Annotated in this window: 16 protein-coding genes; 5 read left to right on the top strand and 11 right to left on the bottom strand. The window is 40.8% G+C overall.

Going from position 1 to position 17,648, the window contains the following annotated elements:
* Positions 1-75 precede the first annotated feature (75 nt).
* Positions 76-1,746: a site-specific integrase gene (locus QUF19_RS24765; RefSeq protein ID WP_286300684.1), complete on the bottom strand. Its 1,671-nt coding sequence runs from the start codon at positions 1,744-1,746 to the stop codon at positions 76-78.
* Positions 1,709-3,229, bottom strand: a complete 1,521-nt coding sequence (locus tag QUF19_RS24760; protein ID WP_286300682.1) for a site-specific integrase — start codon at positions 3,227-3,229, stop codon at positions 1,709-1,711. The genes QUF19_RS24765 and QUF19_RS24760 overlap by 38 nt, the downstream gene beginning before the upstream one ends.
* An 858-nt stretch (positions 3,230-4,087) precedes the next feature.
* Between QUF19_RS24760 and QUF19_RS24755 the strand changes: the two genes are divergently transcribed.
* The 4 genes from QUF19_RS24755 (at position 4,088) to QUF19_RS24745 (ending at position 8,028) form a co-directional block, all read left to right on the top strand.
* Complete coding sequence (locus QUF19_RS24755) at positions 4,088-5,422, top strand: ISNCY family transposase (RefSeq protein ID WP_286303304.1); 1,335 nt, start codon at positions 4,088-4,090, stop codon at positions 5,420-5,422.
* Between the two features lie 677 nt (positions 5,423-6,099).
* Entirely contained in the window at positions 6,100-6,297 is a 198-nt protein-coding gene (locus tag QUF19_RS26530; RefSeq protein WP_434784927.1) for a DUF3653 domain-containing protein, read from the top strand.
* A 170-nt stretch (positions 6,298-6,467) separates the two neighbouring features.
* The gene (locus QUF19_RS24750; RefSeq protein WP_286300681.1) at positions 6,468-7,685 is read left to right on the top strand and encodes a GAF domain-containing protein; all 1,218 of its coding nucleotides are present in this window, start codon (positions 6,468-6,470) and stop codon (positions 7,683-7,685) included.
* Positions 7,686-7,761: 76 nt separating this feature from the next.
* Positions 7,762-8,028 (top strand): hypothetical protein, encoded by a 267-nt coding sequence (locus tag QUF19_RS24745; RefSeq protein ID WP_286300679.1) that lies wholly within the window; start codon positions 7,762-7,764, stop codon positions 8,026-8,028.
* Positions 8,029-8,414: 386 nt separating this feature from the next.
* On the opposite strand, the gene QUF19_RS24740 is transcribed toward QUF19_RS24745, so the two are convergent.
* The 4 genes from QUF19_RS24740 to QUF19_RS24725 all read right to left on the bottom strand — a co-directional run bounded on the left by QUF19_RS24740 (position 8,415) and on the right by QUF19_RS24725 (position 10,754).
* Positions 8,415-8,564 carry a hypothetical protein gene (locus tag QUF19_RS24740; protein WP_286300677.1) on the bottom strand — a complete coding sequence of 50 codons (150 nt, stop codon included), beginning with the start codon at positions 8,562-8,564 and terminating at the stop codon, positions 8,415-8,417.
* Positions 8,565-9,303: 739 nt separating this feature from the next.
* Complete coding sequence (locus QUF19_RS24735; protein ID WP_286300675.1) at positions 9,304-10,044, bottom strand: abortive infection family protein; 741 nt, start codon at positions 10,042-10,044, stop codon at positions 9,304-9,306.
* Positions 10,045-10,390: 346 nt separating this feature from the next.
* A complete protein-coding gene (locus QUF19_RS24730; RefSeq protein ID WP_286303303.1) occupies positions 10,391-10,585 on the bottom strand; it encodes a hypothetical protein in 195 nt (64 codons plus the stop codon).
* A complete protein-coding gene (locus QUF19_RS24725; protein WP_286300673.1) occupies positions 10,572-10,754 on the bottom strand; it encodes a hypothetical protein in 183 nt (60 codons plus the stop codon). The genes QUF19_RS24730 and QUF19_RS24725 overlap by 14 nt, the downstream gene beginning before the upstream one ends.
* Positions 10,755-11,132: 378 nt before the next feature.
* Between QUF19_RS24725 and QUF19_RS24720 the strand changes: the two genes are divergently transcribed.
* Positions 11,133-12,440 (top strand): GGDEF domain-containing protein, encoded by a 1,308-nt coding sequence (locus tag QUF19_RS24720; protein WP_286303302.1) that lies wholly within the window; start codon positions 11,133-11,135, stop codon positions 12,438-12,440.
* A 798-nt stretch (positions 12,441-13,238) separates the two neighbouring features.
* Here QUF19_RS24720 and QUF19_RS24715 read toward each other — a convergent pair.
* The 5 genes from QUF19_RS24715 to vxrA are packed head-to-tail and all read right to left on the bottom strand — an operon-like array spanning position 13,239 to position 17,604.
* Entirely contained in the window at positions 13,239-13,391 is a 153-nt protein-coding gene (locus QUF19_RS24715; protein ID WP_004731009.1) for a YoaH family protein, read from the bottom strand.
* A gap of 41 nt (positions 13,392-13,432) precedes the next feature.
* Positions 13,433-14,581, bottom strand: a complete 1,149-nt coding sequence (locus QUF19_RS24710; RefSeq protein WP_286300664.1) for a conjugal transfer protein TraF — start codon at positions 14,579-14,581, stop codon at positions 13,433-13,435.
* A 50-nt stretch (positions 14,582-14,631) separates the two neighbouring features.
* Positions 14,632-15,519 (bottom strand): DUF2861 family protein, encoded by an 888-nt coding sequence (locus QUF19_RS24705; protein WP_192890851.1) that lies wholly within the window; start codon positions 15,517-15,519, stop codon positions 14,632-14,634.
* Entirely contained in the window at positions 15,519-16,178 is a 660-nt protein-coding gene (gene vxrB / locus QUF19_RS24700) for a response regulator transcription factor VxrB (protein ID WP_017107022.1), read from the bottom strand. The genes QUF19_RS24705 and vxrB overlap by 1 nt, the downstream gene beginning before the upstream one ends.
* Entirely contained in the window at positions 16,153-17,604 is a 1,452-nt protein-coding gene (gene vxrA / locus QUF19_RS24695; RefSeq protein WP_198595844.1) for a sensor histidine kinase VxrA, read from the bottom strand. The genes vxrB and vxrA overlap by 26 nt, the downstream gene beginning before the upstream one ends.
* Positions 17,605-17,648 lie beyond the last annotated feature (44 nt).

Here is a 17,648-nt window from a genome sequence, read left to right as displayed (position 1 = left end):
AGCCTTATACTTATGAACATATGCGTCGAGGTTCTTTGCTTGCTTACTTTTCAGATCAGTAATGTCCCGAGTCATTTATACAGCCTCTTCCTTAATATTAACCATTTCAATTCGAGCCATTACCTGAAGTACATGATCTTTACGACGTATTAATTCGGTTAATAGCGGATGGTGTACTAGGCCAGCATCGTCGGCAACGTTACGAATTTCATCTATCTCATCAAAGAGTGAATCAAGAGCTTTGTGATGATAGCCGTCAGCAAAAGGAGTAAAGTAAATACACCCATAGCATCCACGGCCTTGTGAGAAAGGGCAGATATTTTCTTCGTAATTGCAACCACCGAGGTGATGATGTAACTTCCCACCAATTGATGCTGCAACACGTCGGCCTTGCCATTTGGTGCTGTGGATTAAGTTTCCAGTCAACATCAGAGCCATCATGTTTTTGAAAACAGGATTACGACCTAATGCCTGTTCCCTGATGTCAGACATTTCAGGGGTAGCTGCAATATATCTATTTGCTACGATATGGTTGGAATGACCCAAGACATAAGAAATCTCAGCGGCGCTCGCACCAAGCATCGCCATCGAGTGACCAACGTTATGGCGAAATAGACTCGCTGGGTATACAGGCAACTCGTAACCATCATTTTTTACAGCCTCTTGAATATCTCTGGAAGAGAATTTGAGGAGCATATTTTTGATCGAATTATCGACCATTTTTGTTGAAGAAACCTCGGAAGAGAACAACTGCTCTTGATCGCCAACCCCACTTAAGTATTTATATAGAGTGACCAATTTCCCTAGCTCGTCTGGAATGGCAACACGCACGCGATTAATGGTGAGCTTTGTCTGCTTGGCATATGGGACTAACATCGAATAACGCATCCCATATTCATTTTCAGTATCAACGGTATAATCACCTCCGGCCATTTTACCTATTTGAACTGGCCGTGCTCCCGTGTAATAGACTATGCCAATAATGATGCAGTCCCTTAAAGCACATAGGTTAGTAACTTTCTTTACTTTCTTTAAGTGTGCCACCTTAGCTTCTTTACTATCCAGTTTTGGACATAGCTTTGATGCCCATAGGTGCACGCCGTTCTCAATCATTAGGCATACTTCATCTGGGATAACTAAATCTAAGTTCTGATAACGCCCCCAATTGCTATTACGAGGTCGTGGAACTTCCAACAGTAAATCTTCAAGGTCGCCTTCATCACCAGTGCTTTTAAAGAACTTGCCTCGTTCTAATTTACGTAGGGCATAAAGCGTGTAGTAGAACTGGCTATTGTCTGAATGATTTCGGTCAACCTTCGCAACAAGTTGGTGCAATTTCGCAATTAGGCTTTCGCGGCTAACATATTCAATGTCGGAAAAAGTAATAGCAACAAACATCGCGAACCTGTCCGCAACGCTTGCAGAGTTTTCCTTAATATACTCTACTGTGAGGTACTTGATGAGCTTGATTGTTTCTGGTGACAAATTACGAAAGTGTAAGCCATTACTGAAAAGAATAGCTTTGTTATCGCCCGAGTATCGGTAGCGCCAGTCATTAGGTGTTAGACTCAAAAATTGATCGTCGAACTCTGTTGCTCTCACAAGGTAGAGCCTTGATGGTATCTTAATATCGTCAATCCAAAGAAACTGTTCAGACGTAAATAGGGGAGATATCGTTTGAGATGGAATCGACCCTTGTACCGAGTTACTAGTTAAATAAGTCGTCGAATGGGATGTCTTCGTCATATCCATTATCTCCTGTAGATTCAGCTTTATATTGCGAAGCAGCTCTTTCTGGTATGGCAGTCTGCCAATCAGCGCGCTTGGTTCGTTTCGTGTTGCTTTGGTTACTTACTATTTCCACGAATCGTGAAGCGTATTTGAGTGGAACCTTACTTTTGACAGACCAACCGCCCAATGAACGGAGTTTTTCAACAGCAGTATCCAATTCGCCTTGCATCCTAGCTCGAATGCCATAATCACGAGCAATCATTAAGTTTTCTTTGAATATTTCGTTGTAGATAAACTCTAGAGTGATGTACGCCCAAGTATGTCGGCCAACGTGGGGAGTTAAAGCCACCATATAATTAATGTTTTTTTTGCATTCGTTACGGTAATAAGGGTGAAGAGCGATAAAAGTAGGGTCTATCTTGTCCCTATAAAATGAGCGAACTCCATCGTAAGAGATGGGGGTTAAACCGCCTTTATCCTTGATAAACATAACCCCATGGTCATCAATCCCTTTCAATTCAAATAAAGGTGCACGGTATTGCTCCGTGTATATAGAAAACATGATGAAATCATCATCAGTCAGCTCAATATCACGGTAAGAATGTAGTGTCTTAATAGAAGGCGGTCTTCTTCTTGGGTCTACAACGTCATCAGGTAAATTCTGGACAATTAGGATGAATCGAGAGCTACCGCGAGCATCTGGTAACGTCTCCCCAACTGAGTCAAGTGAAAGCAATAACACCTCACCGACTCGTAAGCCATATGCGAACATCAGCCTGTGCATTAGGTAATTTCGATACTGAAGAAACCCTTCCTTAAAGGGATTTTGTGGATTTATTACTTCTTCGAAATGCTCACCAGTTTCCTCGTCAGTGAAAGTAGGGGTAGAGGGGATAAGCATATTGTTTAGCTTGATGCTCTGCTGTTCCGTAATACTTTTGAATCTGCTTGCTGGTTCATTTTGTGAAACTTCTAGGCGACTAAAGCTCTTTAACTTTTCTACAAGGTCTTGATGGTTTGCAGTATTGACCTCATGAGCTTCCAGTGGAGACAGGTCTTGATATTTCAAGTTCATATATCGGTAATTCAGATACCGCATGAAGCGACCAATACACCTTATATGACCACCATAGGTAACCTTGTTTGCCTTTATAATGGCCGTATGTAAGTGCCCAACGGCTATAATATCTTCTTTGCTATTAAGGTGTTGCTCACCAAGTAGGTAGTTGAAGAATCCATCAAGCTCATGAATGAAAGTCGAAATGTTGTACTTGCGCTGGTAAAAATCATAATCGAACGTTCTCTTGTATTTCTTGTAGTAATAAATGTAAAAGAAGCGCAATGAAATAAGAATATTTTCCTGAGTGCCCAAACTTTTTCGGCTAAGCTCATTTCTCCCAAAAATAGACACAAACATGGATGGCAAGGTCGTCACGTCATCGACCATGATGTGTGATAGCTGTCCATTTCGTGAAATATGTAAATTGGAATAGGTCATAAACTAATAAACACCCTAAAAATTATGTATAAAACCCATCAAAGTAGCTGGTTAATATTTAATACTAGCTTTAGAGATTAATGCAAACTTAGTTCTGTAAATCACACGTTATGCAGAATTTTATGTGGCAACATAATGGCCATTCGTTACAGTGTAACGCCATTCTATGCTAGTTAAACTTAATTTTTAGTTTGTGATAAGGTGAAAATATCAAATTTAGATAAGAATTAGAATTTGATCGTAATTTGTATTGCTTACGCTCCAAATAGTCTATTCACCACCAAATTAAACATTTTAACAAGTATAAAGGTGAGATTTTGGTGACAGATACTGTCGCTTAGCTTAGTCGAATCAATATACGTTGCTTTTTCGACGACAAAGAAACAAACGCTGACCAAAGGAATTTAACCACTGTAAGTTGTGGGGAAAGCTCTAGAGCGGGAGCTTGTTTGACTCCATGGTAATATCAAAATATGCAGCATAAGAATACGAAGCATTCGCATGAGGCAGTATTTATGAATATTAGCTATTTTATGGTAAATAACCAAGATTGTTAAATACGTTGAACTTATGAAGCTAACGAAAAACCAAACCACTTACTTATGAAGTTATTAAAGACGCATCACAAAAAACTAGCAGGTGCTTGATATGAAGGTAAGTGATTGATTTGGGATTAGATATGAACATAACAGATAACCCAGCATATTTAACATAACGTACATAATACGTAGTGAGGGTGTAAGCCCCAGATAGTAATGTCACTTTTGAGCTAGATTAAAATGTCACCTTAGTACTGGTTGCTGACTACATTTCATGTACCAACTTCGGTTACTAAGGACTACTGAGATGTTGATTGCCATGAGTGAAAAAGAAATTAGTCGATTCAAGGTTATTCAAGACGTCTGTGAACATCGTTTGCGTCGTACTGATGCGGCAGAGATACTTTCGTTAAGTGAGCGTCAAGTTCAAAGGTTAATGAACAAACTACGTGAACATGGTGCGGCTAGTTTAACCCATGCTTCTAGAGGTAAACCCAGTAATCGACGTTATTCTGACGAGTATCGCAAAGAGATTCTTTCGACTATCCATAAATACTATTCTGATTTCTCGCCCACATTTGCACGTGAAAAGATCATAGAAAATCATAATTTAGCTATCTCGTTAGAAACACTTCGCCAATGGATGATTGCCGACAACCTTTGGATCCCGCACTCACAACGAAAACCTAGAGTCTATCAACCTCGTTACCGTCGAGACTGTCTTGGAGAATTGATTCAGATAGATGGCTCACATCATGACTGGTTTGAGGGCCGCAGCGACAAATGCTGCCTACTGGTGTTCATTGATGATGCGACTGGCCGCTTGATGAACCTAAGATTCAGTGAGACAGAATCCGCGTTTGATTACATGCTGACCACGCGTGAATACCTTAATGAGCACGGTAAACCCATCGCATTTTACAGTGACAAGCACTCGATTTTTCGAGTGAATCAGGAGAAACACAAACAAGTTGGCCAAACTCAATACGGGCGCGTGTTGAAAGAACTGGCCATAGAACTCATCTGTGCCAACAGCTCCCAAGCCAAAGGACGCGTGGAGCGAGCCAACCTCACGCTGCAAGACCGGCTGGTTAAAGAGATGCGCTTACAAGGTATCGACACCATCGAACAAGCCAACGCCTGGCTTCCCTACTTCATCGCCGATTTTAACCATCGCTTTGCTAAGCCCGCTCAATACCCAAAAGACATGCATCGTCCGGTTCGAGAGTCCAAGCAAGAACTCGACGATATTTTCAGTTGGCAAGAAACCCGCAAGCTCTCAAAGTCGCTGACATTTCAATACGATAAAGTGATTTATCTCATTGAACCTACTAAAGAAAACAGCCGACTAGCGCACGAACATGTCAAGATACTCGACTACCCAAACGGTGAAATCGCCATCCAATACGGGCATCGAAAACTCGAATTCAAAACCTTCGACAAACTCGAGCAAGTTCAACAAACCCAAATCGTCGACAACAAACGCCTCGGCCAAGTTTTAAAGTTTGCTCAGCAACAACAAGAAGAATTCGAACAACAACAGCAACAAACTCGCAGTAAGAAAGCCCCCAAACGCCGCGCACAGCAAAAAGCCCTTCAAACAATCAACCCAGTCCTCACCGAACCATTCAAAGCCTCCAGTCGAAAGACCTAACAACGGGACATTTCTATTTGGGGCAAATGAGGACATTTTAAAATGGGATTGACAGAGGGGGTAGGCCCCAGATAGTAATGTCACTATGTTCCAAAGTTATTCGTATCATCGTTTCCCTTTAAACCCTTAATACAACTGGCGTCTCAAGCATATTGAGTTCACCAGCATTCTCTACACGCTCTTTTAACCCAATCATTATATGTGCGGCTAACATCTACATGATTCGTTTACGCAAAGTCGATCAACGAGAACATTTGTTCCGTCTGTTTGACTTACATCTTCTTGTACTCATGATTCACCGCGCTGTGTGTAAACCTTGTGGGCATTGCTGTCGTTTCTTTTTCAGATTTTACACACGCCACCGTGTTTCTTGTTGGCTACACACGTTGAATTCTGTTTTGTGTTTTCCACTAAGCCAGTTAAGTTTTCTCGCACGTGCTCGTCTGTAAATTCCCATGCTGAGTTTTTTAAACCAAACTTACAGCTCGCTCTAAAGTTTATGTTTGTTGGTTAGATTGTTGGATTACTCTGTGTTCCTCAGATCTACGTAATGTCACGAACAGACATGTTCACATGGACTAAGTTACTTTACCGAAACTCACAAACATTCACGCTCGTGGTTACTTGACCCTAGATTATCGTTGGAATGGATTAAAGATACACTTTGACCTGCCACCTTGATCACGCCTGAACGACGCGAATTTAATCCGAAAGAATTGCTCAATTTTGCGTATTGGCGCGACGAACATCGTCAGCTCGTCGAACGCCGGCGAAACCTTGGGTGCCAACAAAGTTTAAATAAGCAACCTTCACACGCAATAACATTACTCGCTCTCCAGGACTCTCGATATAGGCTCGCCTACTCTATTGAATAACTAAAATACTTTGTTTCTAAACCTCACGAACCCAAAAATAAATAACAAAGCCTTAAACAATGAAAATTATCGAGCAAACTCAAGCTTTGGAAACTGTCTAAAATGGTTCCAAACTCTTCAATCAACTTTGAAGCTATGCGATAATATGCCAAAAATTCATGAGCTTAAAAATGTCTCAACTAGAACTAGAAGAAACTATGAACACGTTACAGTTGTTAGCCAATCACCAAAGTCTAACGCTTGTAGTCAGCACTATTCTTATCATACTTTTAGCTTCAGCAATCGCGAACTTGAATTATAAAGTCATTAAAAGTTTTTGTATCTCAAGTACAAACTCAATGGCTAATTTGATTCTACATTTGTCAGGAGTTATCTGGGCATCTAGCGTAAGTATCTATAACAAAGAACTTCAGGCTCAAATTCTTACACAAACATCACCTATCGATAGTACTGGCGCTACTTTTCTTCTTGCAAACAGCATCGCGATTATCTTAATGACTAGTCGATACCGTGGAGATAAGTTAAAACAAGAATTAGAAAAGTCCCTTCCTCCGACTGCGGTGTTGGAAGGCGGCGCCAACTTACATATTGACAACCTGAAGCTATTTGAAAACGTAGCAGGATTGATTAGCGAACTTAAATACAAAAAATTGTTACTATCACGAGCAGACTTTGACCAACACAAACAACATGCTACAAAAATATCAAGTAGTCACATAGTTCCTGTGATTGAAAGCATTGCCAACATTGCAAATGAATGGACAAAACAACGACATGGTAACATAGATTATTCTGTGAACGTCTTTAGTGTTTTGGACATCTCTGACTACGTTTCAGAGCCTGATTTGGATAAGGCTTTAGTTAACTCCCCTTTTTTCTTGTTTACTGACAGTCTTCAATCGAGACTAAGTTTTTGTGACCAACTACTAATATCTCAACAGCAGTTTTCCACATGTAAAAAAGCAGTCCAAGGTGAACCTCTTATTTTTCCTTATAGTGTCCTTGGTCAATCAAAAAAACACCATCCGAACTTTGAAGGTGCACCTACTTCAATAGAAAAAAACGAAGCAAGGTATGTCCCTGATACAAAGATAATCGCAGAAAAATTCTTTAACCGTATCGAAAGTACTTATCATGGTGATTACTTAACCAATAAGTACAAAGAAGAAATTCGATTGTATTACAAAAATGACAATACGCGGTCATTTCTAGCTATACCAATCTACGATAGAAGTGATAAGGTTATCGCGGTGGTAAACGTGTACAGCAAAACAAAAAACATGTTATCAAGTGAAGATAGAGCTAAAGCTTTTTATCACTTTATACGTCCTCATTTAAATGTTGTTAGCTATTTAATCAACAGTCAAATAACAATTTCGGAGATGTAACCCTATGTCTTTAAAATTGAAATTAACTCATAAATTGACTAAGATGACTTACAAGTCAACTGAAAAGGGACTAACTATGACAAAGAATTACTGGGTTGAGGCTGCACTTCATAGAAAGAAAGCTGAGACTGAGACTGTTCTGGTTGAAGAATGTCAAAATCAAGCTGACTCTACAACAGTAACAGAACTGTTGGACAACAACACTGACCTCAAGGATGATCTAGATAGACTTCTTGGAGAGTATCTTGATAACTATCGTAAACTACATGAAGAATTAAAAACATCTAGAAAGAACAGTTCTACTAATCAGAGCAATTCGACGAAATTAAAAAGTGCCATGTAGCTCAAATGAATCATACAAAAAAGCAGACCCTCATGGTCTGCTTTTTTGTATAAGTCCCAACTATTAAGGGGCTAGCCTAATCAAAGCAGGGATTTTTTTTGACGTACCATCACACAACACTCCCTTGTTAGCTCCTCGCCCTTTAATTATCATTCCAGAACAAGATAAAAACGGTTTCCATTTTTGACCTCTAATTGGGTTTTTTAACTGTACGTACCTTGTCTTACACTTAGGACATTTTAAAATGTCGTCATCATCAGAGTTTTCTTTCAGGACCTTTAGTATTTTGTGAAGGTTTTCCTCCAACGAGGGTAAAGATGTACACTTAAAATTAGTGCCGATCATATCGGCAAGATTGATTGTTATATCTTCGTAAGCTTCTTTATTCAAGTTTCCCGCGAATGGGTTTCCAACGAACGCACAATAAGCTGAGACTTATCGAATGAATGATAATATTGCTCGCCAAAGTTGCTGCTGTCTCCTAGTTCAAACCCATGAACTTCTAATGTATATTTTATGAAATCTTTATCTAACATTATTGCTCCTACTAGTTAACATGACTTAAACCTAACGCTTTGGTAAGCGATGCCTTTACAGCTAATCAATGGTACTAATTCTAAGATCAAAGTCGAGAAAACTTCTATTTCTATAAATTTTCATGATCGAACAAGGAATTACGTCAACGCCTTTCCTAATTCATTTCAATATAAGAGTGTGGTTCCCAGCGTCGTAAATCACGACGCAGGGAACCACACTGAAACAAACAAGCTAATTGGCAGTGCTCCTAATTACACCTAGTTGCTTATGATGTATAGGTGAAACACCATGAGGAAAATCTATATCTGCAGATAAACATAGAATTACGACTTGATCCTCAATCTCATGGTAGTGGGTAGTAGCTTTCAACTTAAATGTGTAAGTATTGTTGGTACCATTAAATTCGAACTCACTGTCACAATACAATTGAGCCTCAAACTTCACATTATCGCCGTTAGACAACACTAGTGAAAACTGAGTTCGTGAGAAGTATTTACTTGGAAAATCCCAACCACCACAATCAACAAATACAACGGTTTGGCAATGAAGTACAACCCGATCTCGTTTGTTTCGGTACGCTCGAATATCACAATTACTGAACGAAACTTCCAAATTACCTCCGGTTACCTAACTCACTAAAAGGTGCACACAAAATAAGATTTAGACCACTTAAACACTGAGTACTGCGGATAGCAGATAACACGCTTTGCAAATCACTCTTTATAGTTTGTTAGGCGCTTAACCTACAAGACCATCGATATAACTCATAATTGAACGAGTCAGGTTGATTGAAAACTGAGCATCAGCTTCAGTCAATAAGTCTTGATTTGCATGAGATAAACTATGATGATTACGTAGATAGTTTATCGTATTTAGCATAGAACCTGCTGACCTCAGCATATTGAACACTTGTTCATTTCGACCAATATCAGGCTGTCGTTTAATATAATCATTTACTTTGGGTAACAATGCTGTAATGGCATCATTATCCGAATATGCAATCCCTTTATTTTTACAAACTTGCCTCAAGAACCCATGCAAAGCTGTATGGGTTCGATCATACGCACTCGCGGCCCCTTGAGTTGAAAGAAGTACCTCAGCGTCTTCAAGTGCTTTAAAAACAGTATCATTTATGTTGGCAACATCTGGTGTTGCTACTACTTCGATACCATCAACGATAGCCTCGATAACAAGATATAACTCTGGTTCTTCACGCTTAAGGGATGTCTGTACCTGACCTAATTTCCAAATTTCATTAAGGTTAGACTCGTCACTTTCTAACACGTACTTTACAGCACTTATACACCCTTGTTTTAACGTGGCATTTTGCCAATTTACATCTCGCATAAAGCTAGAATGAAGAACAATAAAATCTTCGGTATCAGTTACAGTGAACAACTCTTGCCAATCACCAGTGCTAAATAAATCTTGCAGGACAACTGCAAGTTTTATCAGCTGTTTTCCATTTAAGTCTGACATTGTACTCTCTACGTCTTTATTTGCAGTTTTAAACGGGACAATTATCCCGAGTCAATAAATTGAAGCTGAATGGCTACGAAAAGCCCTGCATTGAATACAGGTTTTTCTGTCTCTATTGAATCATAAGTCGCGATTATAAAGATTAACCTCATTTATAACAGTGATTTAAATCATTAGCTGTAAAACTAAATGCTAAGCGTCTAATTACTTATAGATGAAATGTAAAAAGAGCCACTTTTATAAGAAAATGGCTCTCTTAATTGATTGGTTTTATCGGCGCTTTTTGTAGCGTTTCCGCGTGGTATTCGCCCTAACTACGCGCCCGTTTTTGAGCGTATAACCTTTCTTAAGTTGGCCGTTTGGTCGGCGGCCTTTGCACTTGTGTCCTTTCATCAGGTATCTCCAGTTTTCGTATCCGTTGCTCTTGGTCTTGTTGCACTCGCTTTATACAGTTGATGTCTGTTTTCAAAACCGCAATCGTGCCAAGGCTTGAGACTCCACCAGTAATCTGTGTAATGATTAGTGCATCAATGAATTCCATCACTTCGTTTTCCATGGAGATGCGTAGTATTCAAGTAGGTATCGACCACATCAACACCCGCCACAAACCAATAAGGGTTAGGGATGTTCTGCAGTGGATTGAAGCCTTGTTCGACATATGGCGCGTAATTAGGAATGAAAGACAAGATGAATGGTACGAAAGTTCTCATAGACAACAAAGTTTTCAATAAAATTGAGTTAAAAAGTGACACTGCAACATAACTACCCTCCACTTTGATTGATGAACAGTAACCGTGGCCTCATGACTCATTATCACGCCATAAAACTCGCACACACTACTCAGATTACAACAAACCTAGCCACTTTAAATTTAACTGTATAAATATACAGTTAAATTATTACCCCCGTATAAACCGCACTTATTGAGCAAATAACATTCAAAATCAAGGGTCTGCGTTCAATTTTTAAACTTGAATTTGGTCTAATGGTGCGCTTTCCTGTATAACCATCAATTCTGGATCAGTTCTGGGTATAGCAATTTTATGAATGCTAATACTCTAATCTCCGATTGCGCCAACTCTAAGGCATTGCACATTAGGTTCGAATCACGTGTACGGGTTAGTATCATGAGCGACAAAGCATTCCGAAAACTCAACATATTCCTTTCGATTTTTTGCCTAGCAACCACCCTAGTGTCGTTGATCTCATTTAATACGCTCATGAATAAGAGCCACGTTATTACACCAGACAAATACCCTACACGCGTTCACACAGACAGAGACCATGATGGTGGCACCGTAGGCTCGTTAAACAGGTCAGAAGATGGAATCGAGTTACAGTGTGACTTTAAACGGACCTATAGCTTACCCTACTGTGAAATTGAGTTCGTTATATCGACACAAGGTAAAGGGCTCGATCTCTCTACGTTCGATTCGGTCACCATTAATATGGATTACCAAGGCCAAGAAGACCCAAGGTTTCGCTTCTACATTCGTAATTACGACAAGAATTACAGCGTGAAAGGCGATGCTATGTCGAACAAGTTCAATCGCTTAGACTTCTCGTTACCAGATGCAAGCCACATTGATTTGGGCTACTTCAATGTCCCTTTCTGGTGGATTGATCATTATAACCGCCCTGTTTCTGATAGCGCGGTAGACATTACAAACGCGGTGTCTGTTGAACTTGGGCTTGGTGCCAGCACGCTCGATGGGCATCATTCACTTAAGATCTCGAGCATTGTTTTCCACGGTAAAATCATCAGTAAAGCTTTGTTAGTTGAGCTTTTGGTTGGACTATGGGTGATGTATGCCATCTATTATATAGGTTGCGCATTACATATCGCACAGCGAAGCAAAATGCGTGCAGCAGAGCAACAACGCTATTTAACCCAAGAAATTCAAGAGCTAAAGGTAAAGGCCACAACCGATCCGTTGACCGGATGTAGAAACCGAACCGAAGCGTTAGATACTTTCTATGATTTCGAATGGTTGGCGCAACAAGGAAAAATGATTCACATCGCGTTATTTGATTTAGACCATTTTAAGCAGATCAACGATCAACATGGCCATGAAGTGGGTGACAAAGTACTTATTCAGTTTGTCGCAACGGCGAACGAGAGCCTTGGTGAGCAGTACTTGCTTTATCGCTGGGGTGGTGAAGAGTTTCTACTCGTTTGCTTGGAACAAACTGCGCTACAGTGTAACGAATCTATCGATAATTTTTACCTAGCAATGGACCAAAGCCTTTGGCCTAAAGCCCTTAAAGTAACGGCTTCGACCGGAGTAACGCAGCTTAAGGAGCATGAATCGATACGTACTGCCATCAAACGTGCAGACAAAGCTCTCTACCAAGCGAAAGACAACGGACGAAACCAAGTCGTTACGTTTTACTAAGACTCGCGAGACTGGATTACAGTTACACATTCAACTCTCTGCTAATACTCAATTAGCGCGCAATCAATACCCTGTTGATATCGACTCTCCACTTAAGCAGCCGTTAGGTTTTTAACCGCTGACTAAATAAGTTCATAAGCTTTGTTGTCTCATCAGAATTCTAATCGATTCGGACACCTCTATCTAAGCGCGATCTCATCACCTGCGATAACACCACCTGTAATAACGTCATCAATGGCATTCTCCTGTTGATACGTATCGTTCCTGAATCGCTCTATAAACAGTTCTTCCTTGCGCCTCTAAGCTTCCTAAGCACTTGTTCTTAAAGTCACATATATGGCGAGTAAGGCTTGCTCTAACCAGTGGTAAGTCACTCGCGGTACCGGTTTTGAACATTACCGTCGCTACTTATCTCGCACTGTTCCTAGATGAAATCCTCATTTGTCTGCTTCTGAACATCCATACACTTGTATCCGCTAAAAACAGAAGTCACAACGTCACTAGCCTTGAAAAACGCTATATATTGAACCACTTAGACATGGTGACATAAATACTGACACCTAAAATGGCAATTGTTTTACTTTCAGATCTTGCTGTAATTTAATTACAAATAGAAACAGAGAAAACCCTATAAAGTGGATTGCTCTGATGTAAGCTATTGAATAATAAAAATTTGAGAGTTGTGGGCGGGTTGAGATTTAGTGGGAACTAAAGAGTGGGTATGTACGAGATAATATACTAGAGGGTAATATATTTAGTTATAGTGCACTAATGTGTTAAAAAAGAAGGGCTGATGCCCTACTCTTCTTTATTACTCATTTCTTCACGAATTTGCTCAGCAACGATTTTGATAGCTTGTGCTGTGCTGATGCCCTGAGTCATCATTTCTTGAATTCGTTCAACAGCTTTCTGTTGTTCTTCGTGAGAAAGGGTTGGTAAGTCGTTTAGCATGCTCTGCTCCTTTATTTAGGAGCAGAACTATATAAGGACTGTTAGTAACTAGCAAGGAAATTGATTGAAGCGCCCATTGCATTTTCGTTCGTGTAGTTAGCACTTAGATCTAACTGGAACAAGTTGAGTGGCGAAATACCAATACCGGCTGTGACTGTTCCTTCTGAATCAGAGTAAGCCAGGTTCTTGTAGTACCCTCCCCTTAGCTTAAGCTGACGTAGAAGATCAACTTCGGTACCAACACGAATCATCTGTTCGTTGTCTTCGAACGAAGTAAACTTTTCAGTCTCATTCAAATCGTAATCGACACTAAACGTAAAGTAGTCAGACACAATACCTGCACCAACGGTGTAAACCGGCTCAAGTTGATAAGTGTATTTACCGCCGACTTGGTGAGTCGCGCCAGTTGTGCTGCTGGTTAGTGTTCTTGTTGTATCTTTAGTTTCGATATCTCGAGAGATCAAGTTGGTAGCCGCAACACCGACTCGGAATGGACCGAAGAACCAAAGTGCACCAGCGTCCATGTTGAAGGCTGTTTCACCGTCACTGTTTTCTCTTACGTCAGATAAGTCGTAATCATTAACTGAAGCAACGTAGTTGTATGTGTAAATGCGTTGGATCTTAGGTGTGATACCAAATGAGATGTGTTGGCCCATAAAGGTTTGGTATTTTGCTAGAGAAAGACCAACCTCTGCAACTCCAATAGAAACAGCTTCTACAGTAGACAACTCAAGCTTGTCGGTATCTGAACCCGTGCTGTAAACATTAGGGGTCGCAAATGATTCTGTGTAAGCTTTCGCGAAAAGGTTTGCAGCAACAAACTGGTTAGGAAGTGCGAATGCAACGACACCGCCCAATTCAACGTTGGCTTGGTTGCCATCCAGTTTATTCAGTGCGGCATCTAAGTCTGCAGTGTTTGAAGCATCAACAACACTATCGATGTTCGACTTCATGTCGTCTGGGTCGTTATAGCTACCACCAAAACTTGGCGTAATCATACCCATATCATCGTTACGACGATAGATAGCAACCAATGCTGGATTATAGAATGGAGCGGTTAAGAAGTTTGCAGAAACAACACCAACACCACCCATCGCATCACCACGCGCTTCAATGGCGTAGTTTGCTGCTGAAAGAGGAAGACTGGCGAATGCAATTGACGTTGCGAGTAGTTTAGTAGTTTTTTTCATGCCGTTTATCTTTGTTAGATCCCTTACATAGTTAACGGCACAATTTTAAATTACTTTAACTCTTCTTCGCTAGAAATATCATAAGTTTTACTGATAGTTTGTGCTTGTTCTATCGCTATGTCACCTTGCCAGCGCGAATGTATCATCGAAACTGCCAAAACGTAGCGATCATTAGGAACTTCTTCAGCACTTAAACTGATGGGATAATCTGACTCGTAGCTTTTTCCCCACACCTGTTCATAATGTTCGTCGATGTAATCGTACAAACCAACATCTAACTTTGGTAATGGGCAATATGGGTTAAGAAGCTCTTTTTTGTCGATTCTCCAGGTGTCTTTAGATGCCCAACGTACTTGTTGTCGCATCGTAATTTCACCAAGAATGATCCAAGTGCTCCATGCTACGCCACCTTCGGCTTTCACATTCAAACGGTATAAGCCAGAGTCCAATTGAGAAGGTAAATTGTAACGTTGCTTATAAAGACTGACTGAAGCGTTATTCACGACTTCGTTGTCTTTAGTGAGTTCGCTGTCTGATGATACAACTTTGTCGACCCATTTCTCGAAGGTGATGTCTTGGATATTCTCTTCAGATTCAACTTCGATAACGACTCTAAACGTATCTCGTCCAGGGCTTTGAATGGTGTGTCTTTTGACGACCACCGAATTAATCCATTCCGGTAAGGTCTTTTTGGTGAGGGTTTTTCCACAATCCTTATTCAACGCTTGGTCAAATAATTCATTGAGGTGATCTTCTCTTACTTGAGAAGAATTAATTTGCCAAACTTCCACTAATGAATCAAACATCTGGGATAAGTCGTTATCCAGCAGATGTTTGTGCACTTGCGTCAGAGTATCACTATTCTTAAACCAATCGGCCGCTTGTGCCGGGCTAACGATACTTGCTAACGCTAACAGTGGAAGTAAGGCTTTTTTCATTACGCTTTCATCTTATAACCAACGCCACGAAGCGTTTCGATCTCAAGACCTGGTAATTTCTGTCTTAGTTGAAGAACGTGCGTATCTACGGTACGTGTTGTTGGGAAATGGTTGTAACCCCATACGTGGTCAAGCAATTCATCACGGGTGAATACGCGACCCAAGTTGCTTGCCAAGAACAAGAGTAGATCAAATTCAGTACGTGTTAGCGTGACTTCTAGCTCGTTAAAAAACACTTCGCGAGTAGCTTTGTCGATAACAAGGTTCTGAGCCATCACTTTTGATGCATCTTGCTCTTCAGCATCTGGCAGACGTAACTGCGCACGGATTCGAGCGAACAGTTCCGCTTCTGCGAAAGGCTTCGTTAGGTAGTCGTTTGCACCTGAATCTAGGCCCGCGACTTTGTCTTTTACTGTCACAAGTGCCGTCAGCAAAATGACAGGAATGTCTTTCTTCTTCTTCCAAGCTGGTAGTGAATCTACTGAGTCACCGTCTGGCAGTTGTCGATCTAGAATCACTAGATCCGCTTGCTCCCAGTAGCCTTCAACTTCAGAGATTAACTCTGCATGCAAACATTCATATCCAGCTTGCTCAAGGCTAACTAATAAACCGTCAGCTAAATTCTTATCATCTTCAACGAGAAGCAATGTCTGTTTCACAAGGTATCTCCAAAATAAATGTTGTTGGGGGGCCTATCAGCGTCATGTGACCGCCCATTTTTCCGACCATAGATTCCACTATCGTCAGACCTAAACCTAGTCCACTTTTACTTACAAATGGCTTTCTTAGTTGCCCCCAATCTTTACGGGACAAGTCTCCATTATCTATAACTTTGAATGTCAGCTTCTTGTCAGAAGTATTCAGTTCTAGTATCACTGGAGCCACACCGTATTTCACGGCGTTTCTGATCAGGTTATCGATACACGTACCTAACCAATATACGTTCAATTTTGCAGCAATGTCTTTGTTTACTCGGAGTTCGATACCCGGAGCAAAATCTTCTTCGACTTTATATTCAAGCCATTCTTGTACACTCGGCACCCACTCAGTGGCCAGTGGTTGATTATCCGACTGCAGGTAATCTTTACTCGCTTCAGCTAACTGCCTTAAACGACGAGTGTCTTCACAAAGTCGACGGAATTCATCATATACCGTTTCTGGTAAGTGTTCGAATTCACGTCTAAAGCCTTCAACCGTTAGAGATAAACTCGCGATCGGTGTTCTTAGTTCGTGCGTTAAGATCTGAAGGACAAGCATTCGACTTTTCATCTCTTGCTTCTTACTGTTCCAACGGTATATCGCCCAACCCACCACAAGCATGATATTGGCAAACACCAGTATGAACATGGCGACTTGCAGAAGTTCCGAGTGATCTTCTATCTCCCAACACACGTTACCGCGTTGAACGAAACAACTGTTGCCTTCTGAAGATAAACTGAGCGATAAACCCGCTAGTGTTGCGTTTTCAGACCAAACAGGTTCTTTGTATAAATAGTATCTGTCGCCGCGTTTAACCCACATTTCATCAAGTTCGACAAACATGCTTGCACCAGCCAGCAGTGCCGTAATCGCTTCGCTGTCCATATCCTGCAAGCGAGATAACAATTCATCATGTTCGACGTTTGGGCGCTCTTGAATATGCATAAAGCGCTTCAAGGAGTCGAACTTATCAGGGTACTTTTCAACGTAACGCGCGGCATAAGAACCACCACCTGGGTGGATAAGCCCACTACGACTAAACCAACGATCAGAAAGTTTAGTGCCTTTACACATTGCGCGAGTAAACACCAAAGGCTCAGTGATTAATGGGCTAAGTGGTAATTTCCCGCTACACGTCTTAGATAACTGGTAGAGGCGTTGAATATCTTTTAATGGGTACTCTGCTGTTTGTGGCAGCATTGAAGACGGCATGATCAAGCGAGTTGGATAATCCGCCTGAAGCAATCGAATATCATAAGACTCGATGGCCGTTTGATGATCAAACAACTTAGTAAAGTGATCGATACGCTCAGGCAAAGAATCAGCAAACGCATTTGCTGAAACGACTAACGAAGCGATGAACAGAGTATATATTCTTTTGATGATCACAAACCAAGCGCAAATTCATACAGATCAATCAAATATATACC

The organism is Vibrio sp. FE10, assembly GCF_030297155.1.
Taxonomy (GTDB): Bacteria; Pseudomonadota; Gammaproteobacteria; order Enterobacterales; family Vibrionaceae; genus Vibrio; species Vibrio apostichopi.
This window is presented reverse-complemented; position numbering and strand designations above follow the sequence as displayed.

Bases quoted from the DNA above. Each gene is read 5' to 3' on its own strand.
- QUF19_RS24765 (WP_286300684.1), bottom strand. From the start codon at position 1,746: ATGACGAAGACATCCCATTCGACGACTTATTTAACTAGTAACTCGGTA.
- QUF19_RS24760 (WP_286300682.1), bottom strand. From the start codon at position 3,229: ATGACCTATTCCAATTTACATATTTCACGAAATGGACAGCTATCACAC.
- QUF19_RS24755 (WP_286303304.1), top strand. From the start codon at position 4,088: ATGAGTGAAAAAGAAATTAGTCGATTCAAGGTTATTCAAGACGTCTGT.
- QUF19_RS24750 (WP_286300681.1), top strand. From the start codon at position 6,468: ATGTCTCAACTAGAACTAGAAGAAACTATGAACACGTTACAGTTGTTA.
- QUF19_RS24745 (WP_286300679.1), top strand. From the start codon at position 7,762: ATGACAAAGAATTACTGGGTTGAGGCTGCACTTCATAGAAAGAAAGCT.
- QUF19_RS24740 (WP_286300677.1), bottom strand. From the start codon at position 8,564: ATGTTAGATAAAGATTTCATAAAATATACATTAGAAGTTCATGGGTTT.
- QUF19_RS24735 (WP_286300675.1), bottom strand. From the start codon at position 10,044: ATGTCAGACTTAAATGGAAAACAGCTGATAAAACTTGCAGTTGTCCTG.
- QUF19_RS24730 (WP_286303303.1), bottom strand. From the start codon at position 10,585: ATGGAATTCATTGATGCACTAATCATTACACAGATTACTGGTGGAGTC.
- QUF19_RS24725 (WP_286300673.1), bottom strand. From the start codon at position 10,754: ATGAGAACTTTCGTACCATTCATCTTGTCTTTCATTCCTAATTACGCG.
- QUF19_RS24715 (WP_004731009.1), bottom strand. From the start codon at position 13,391: ATGCTAAACGACTTACCAACCCTTTCTCACGAAGAACAACAGAAAGCT.
- QUF19_RS24710 (WP_286300664.1), bottom strand. From the start codon at position 14,581: ATGAAAAAAACTACTAAACTACTCGCAACGTCAATTGCATTCGCCAGT.
- QUF19_RS24705 (WP_192890851.1), bottom strand. From the start codon at position 15,519: ATGAAAAAAGCCTTACTTCCACTGTTAGCGTTAGCAAGTATCGTTAGC.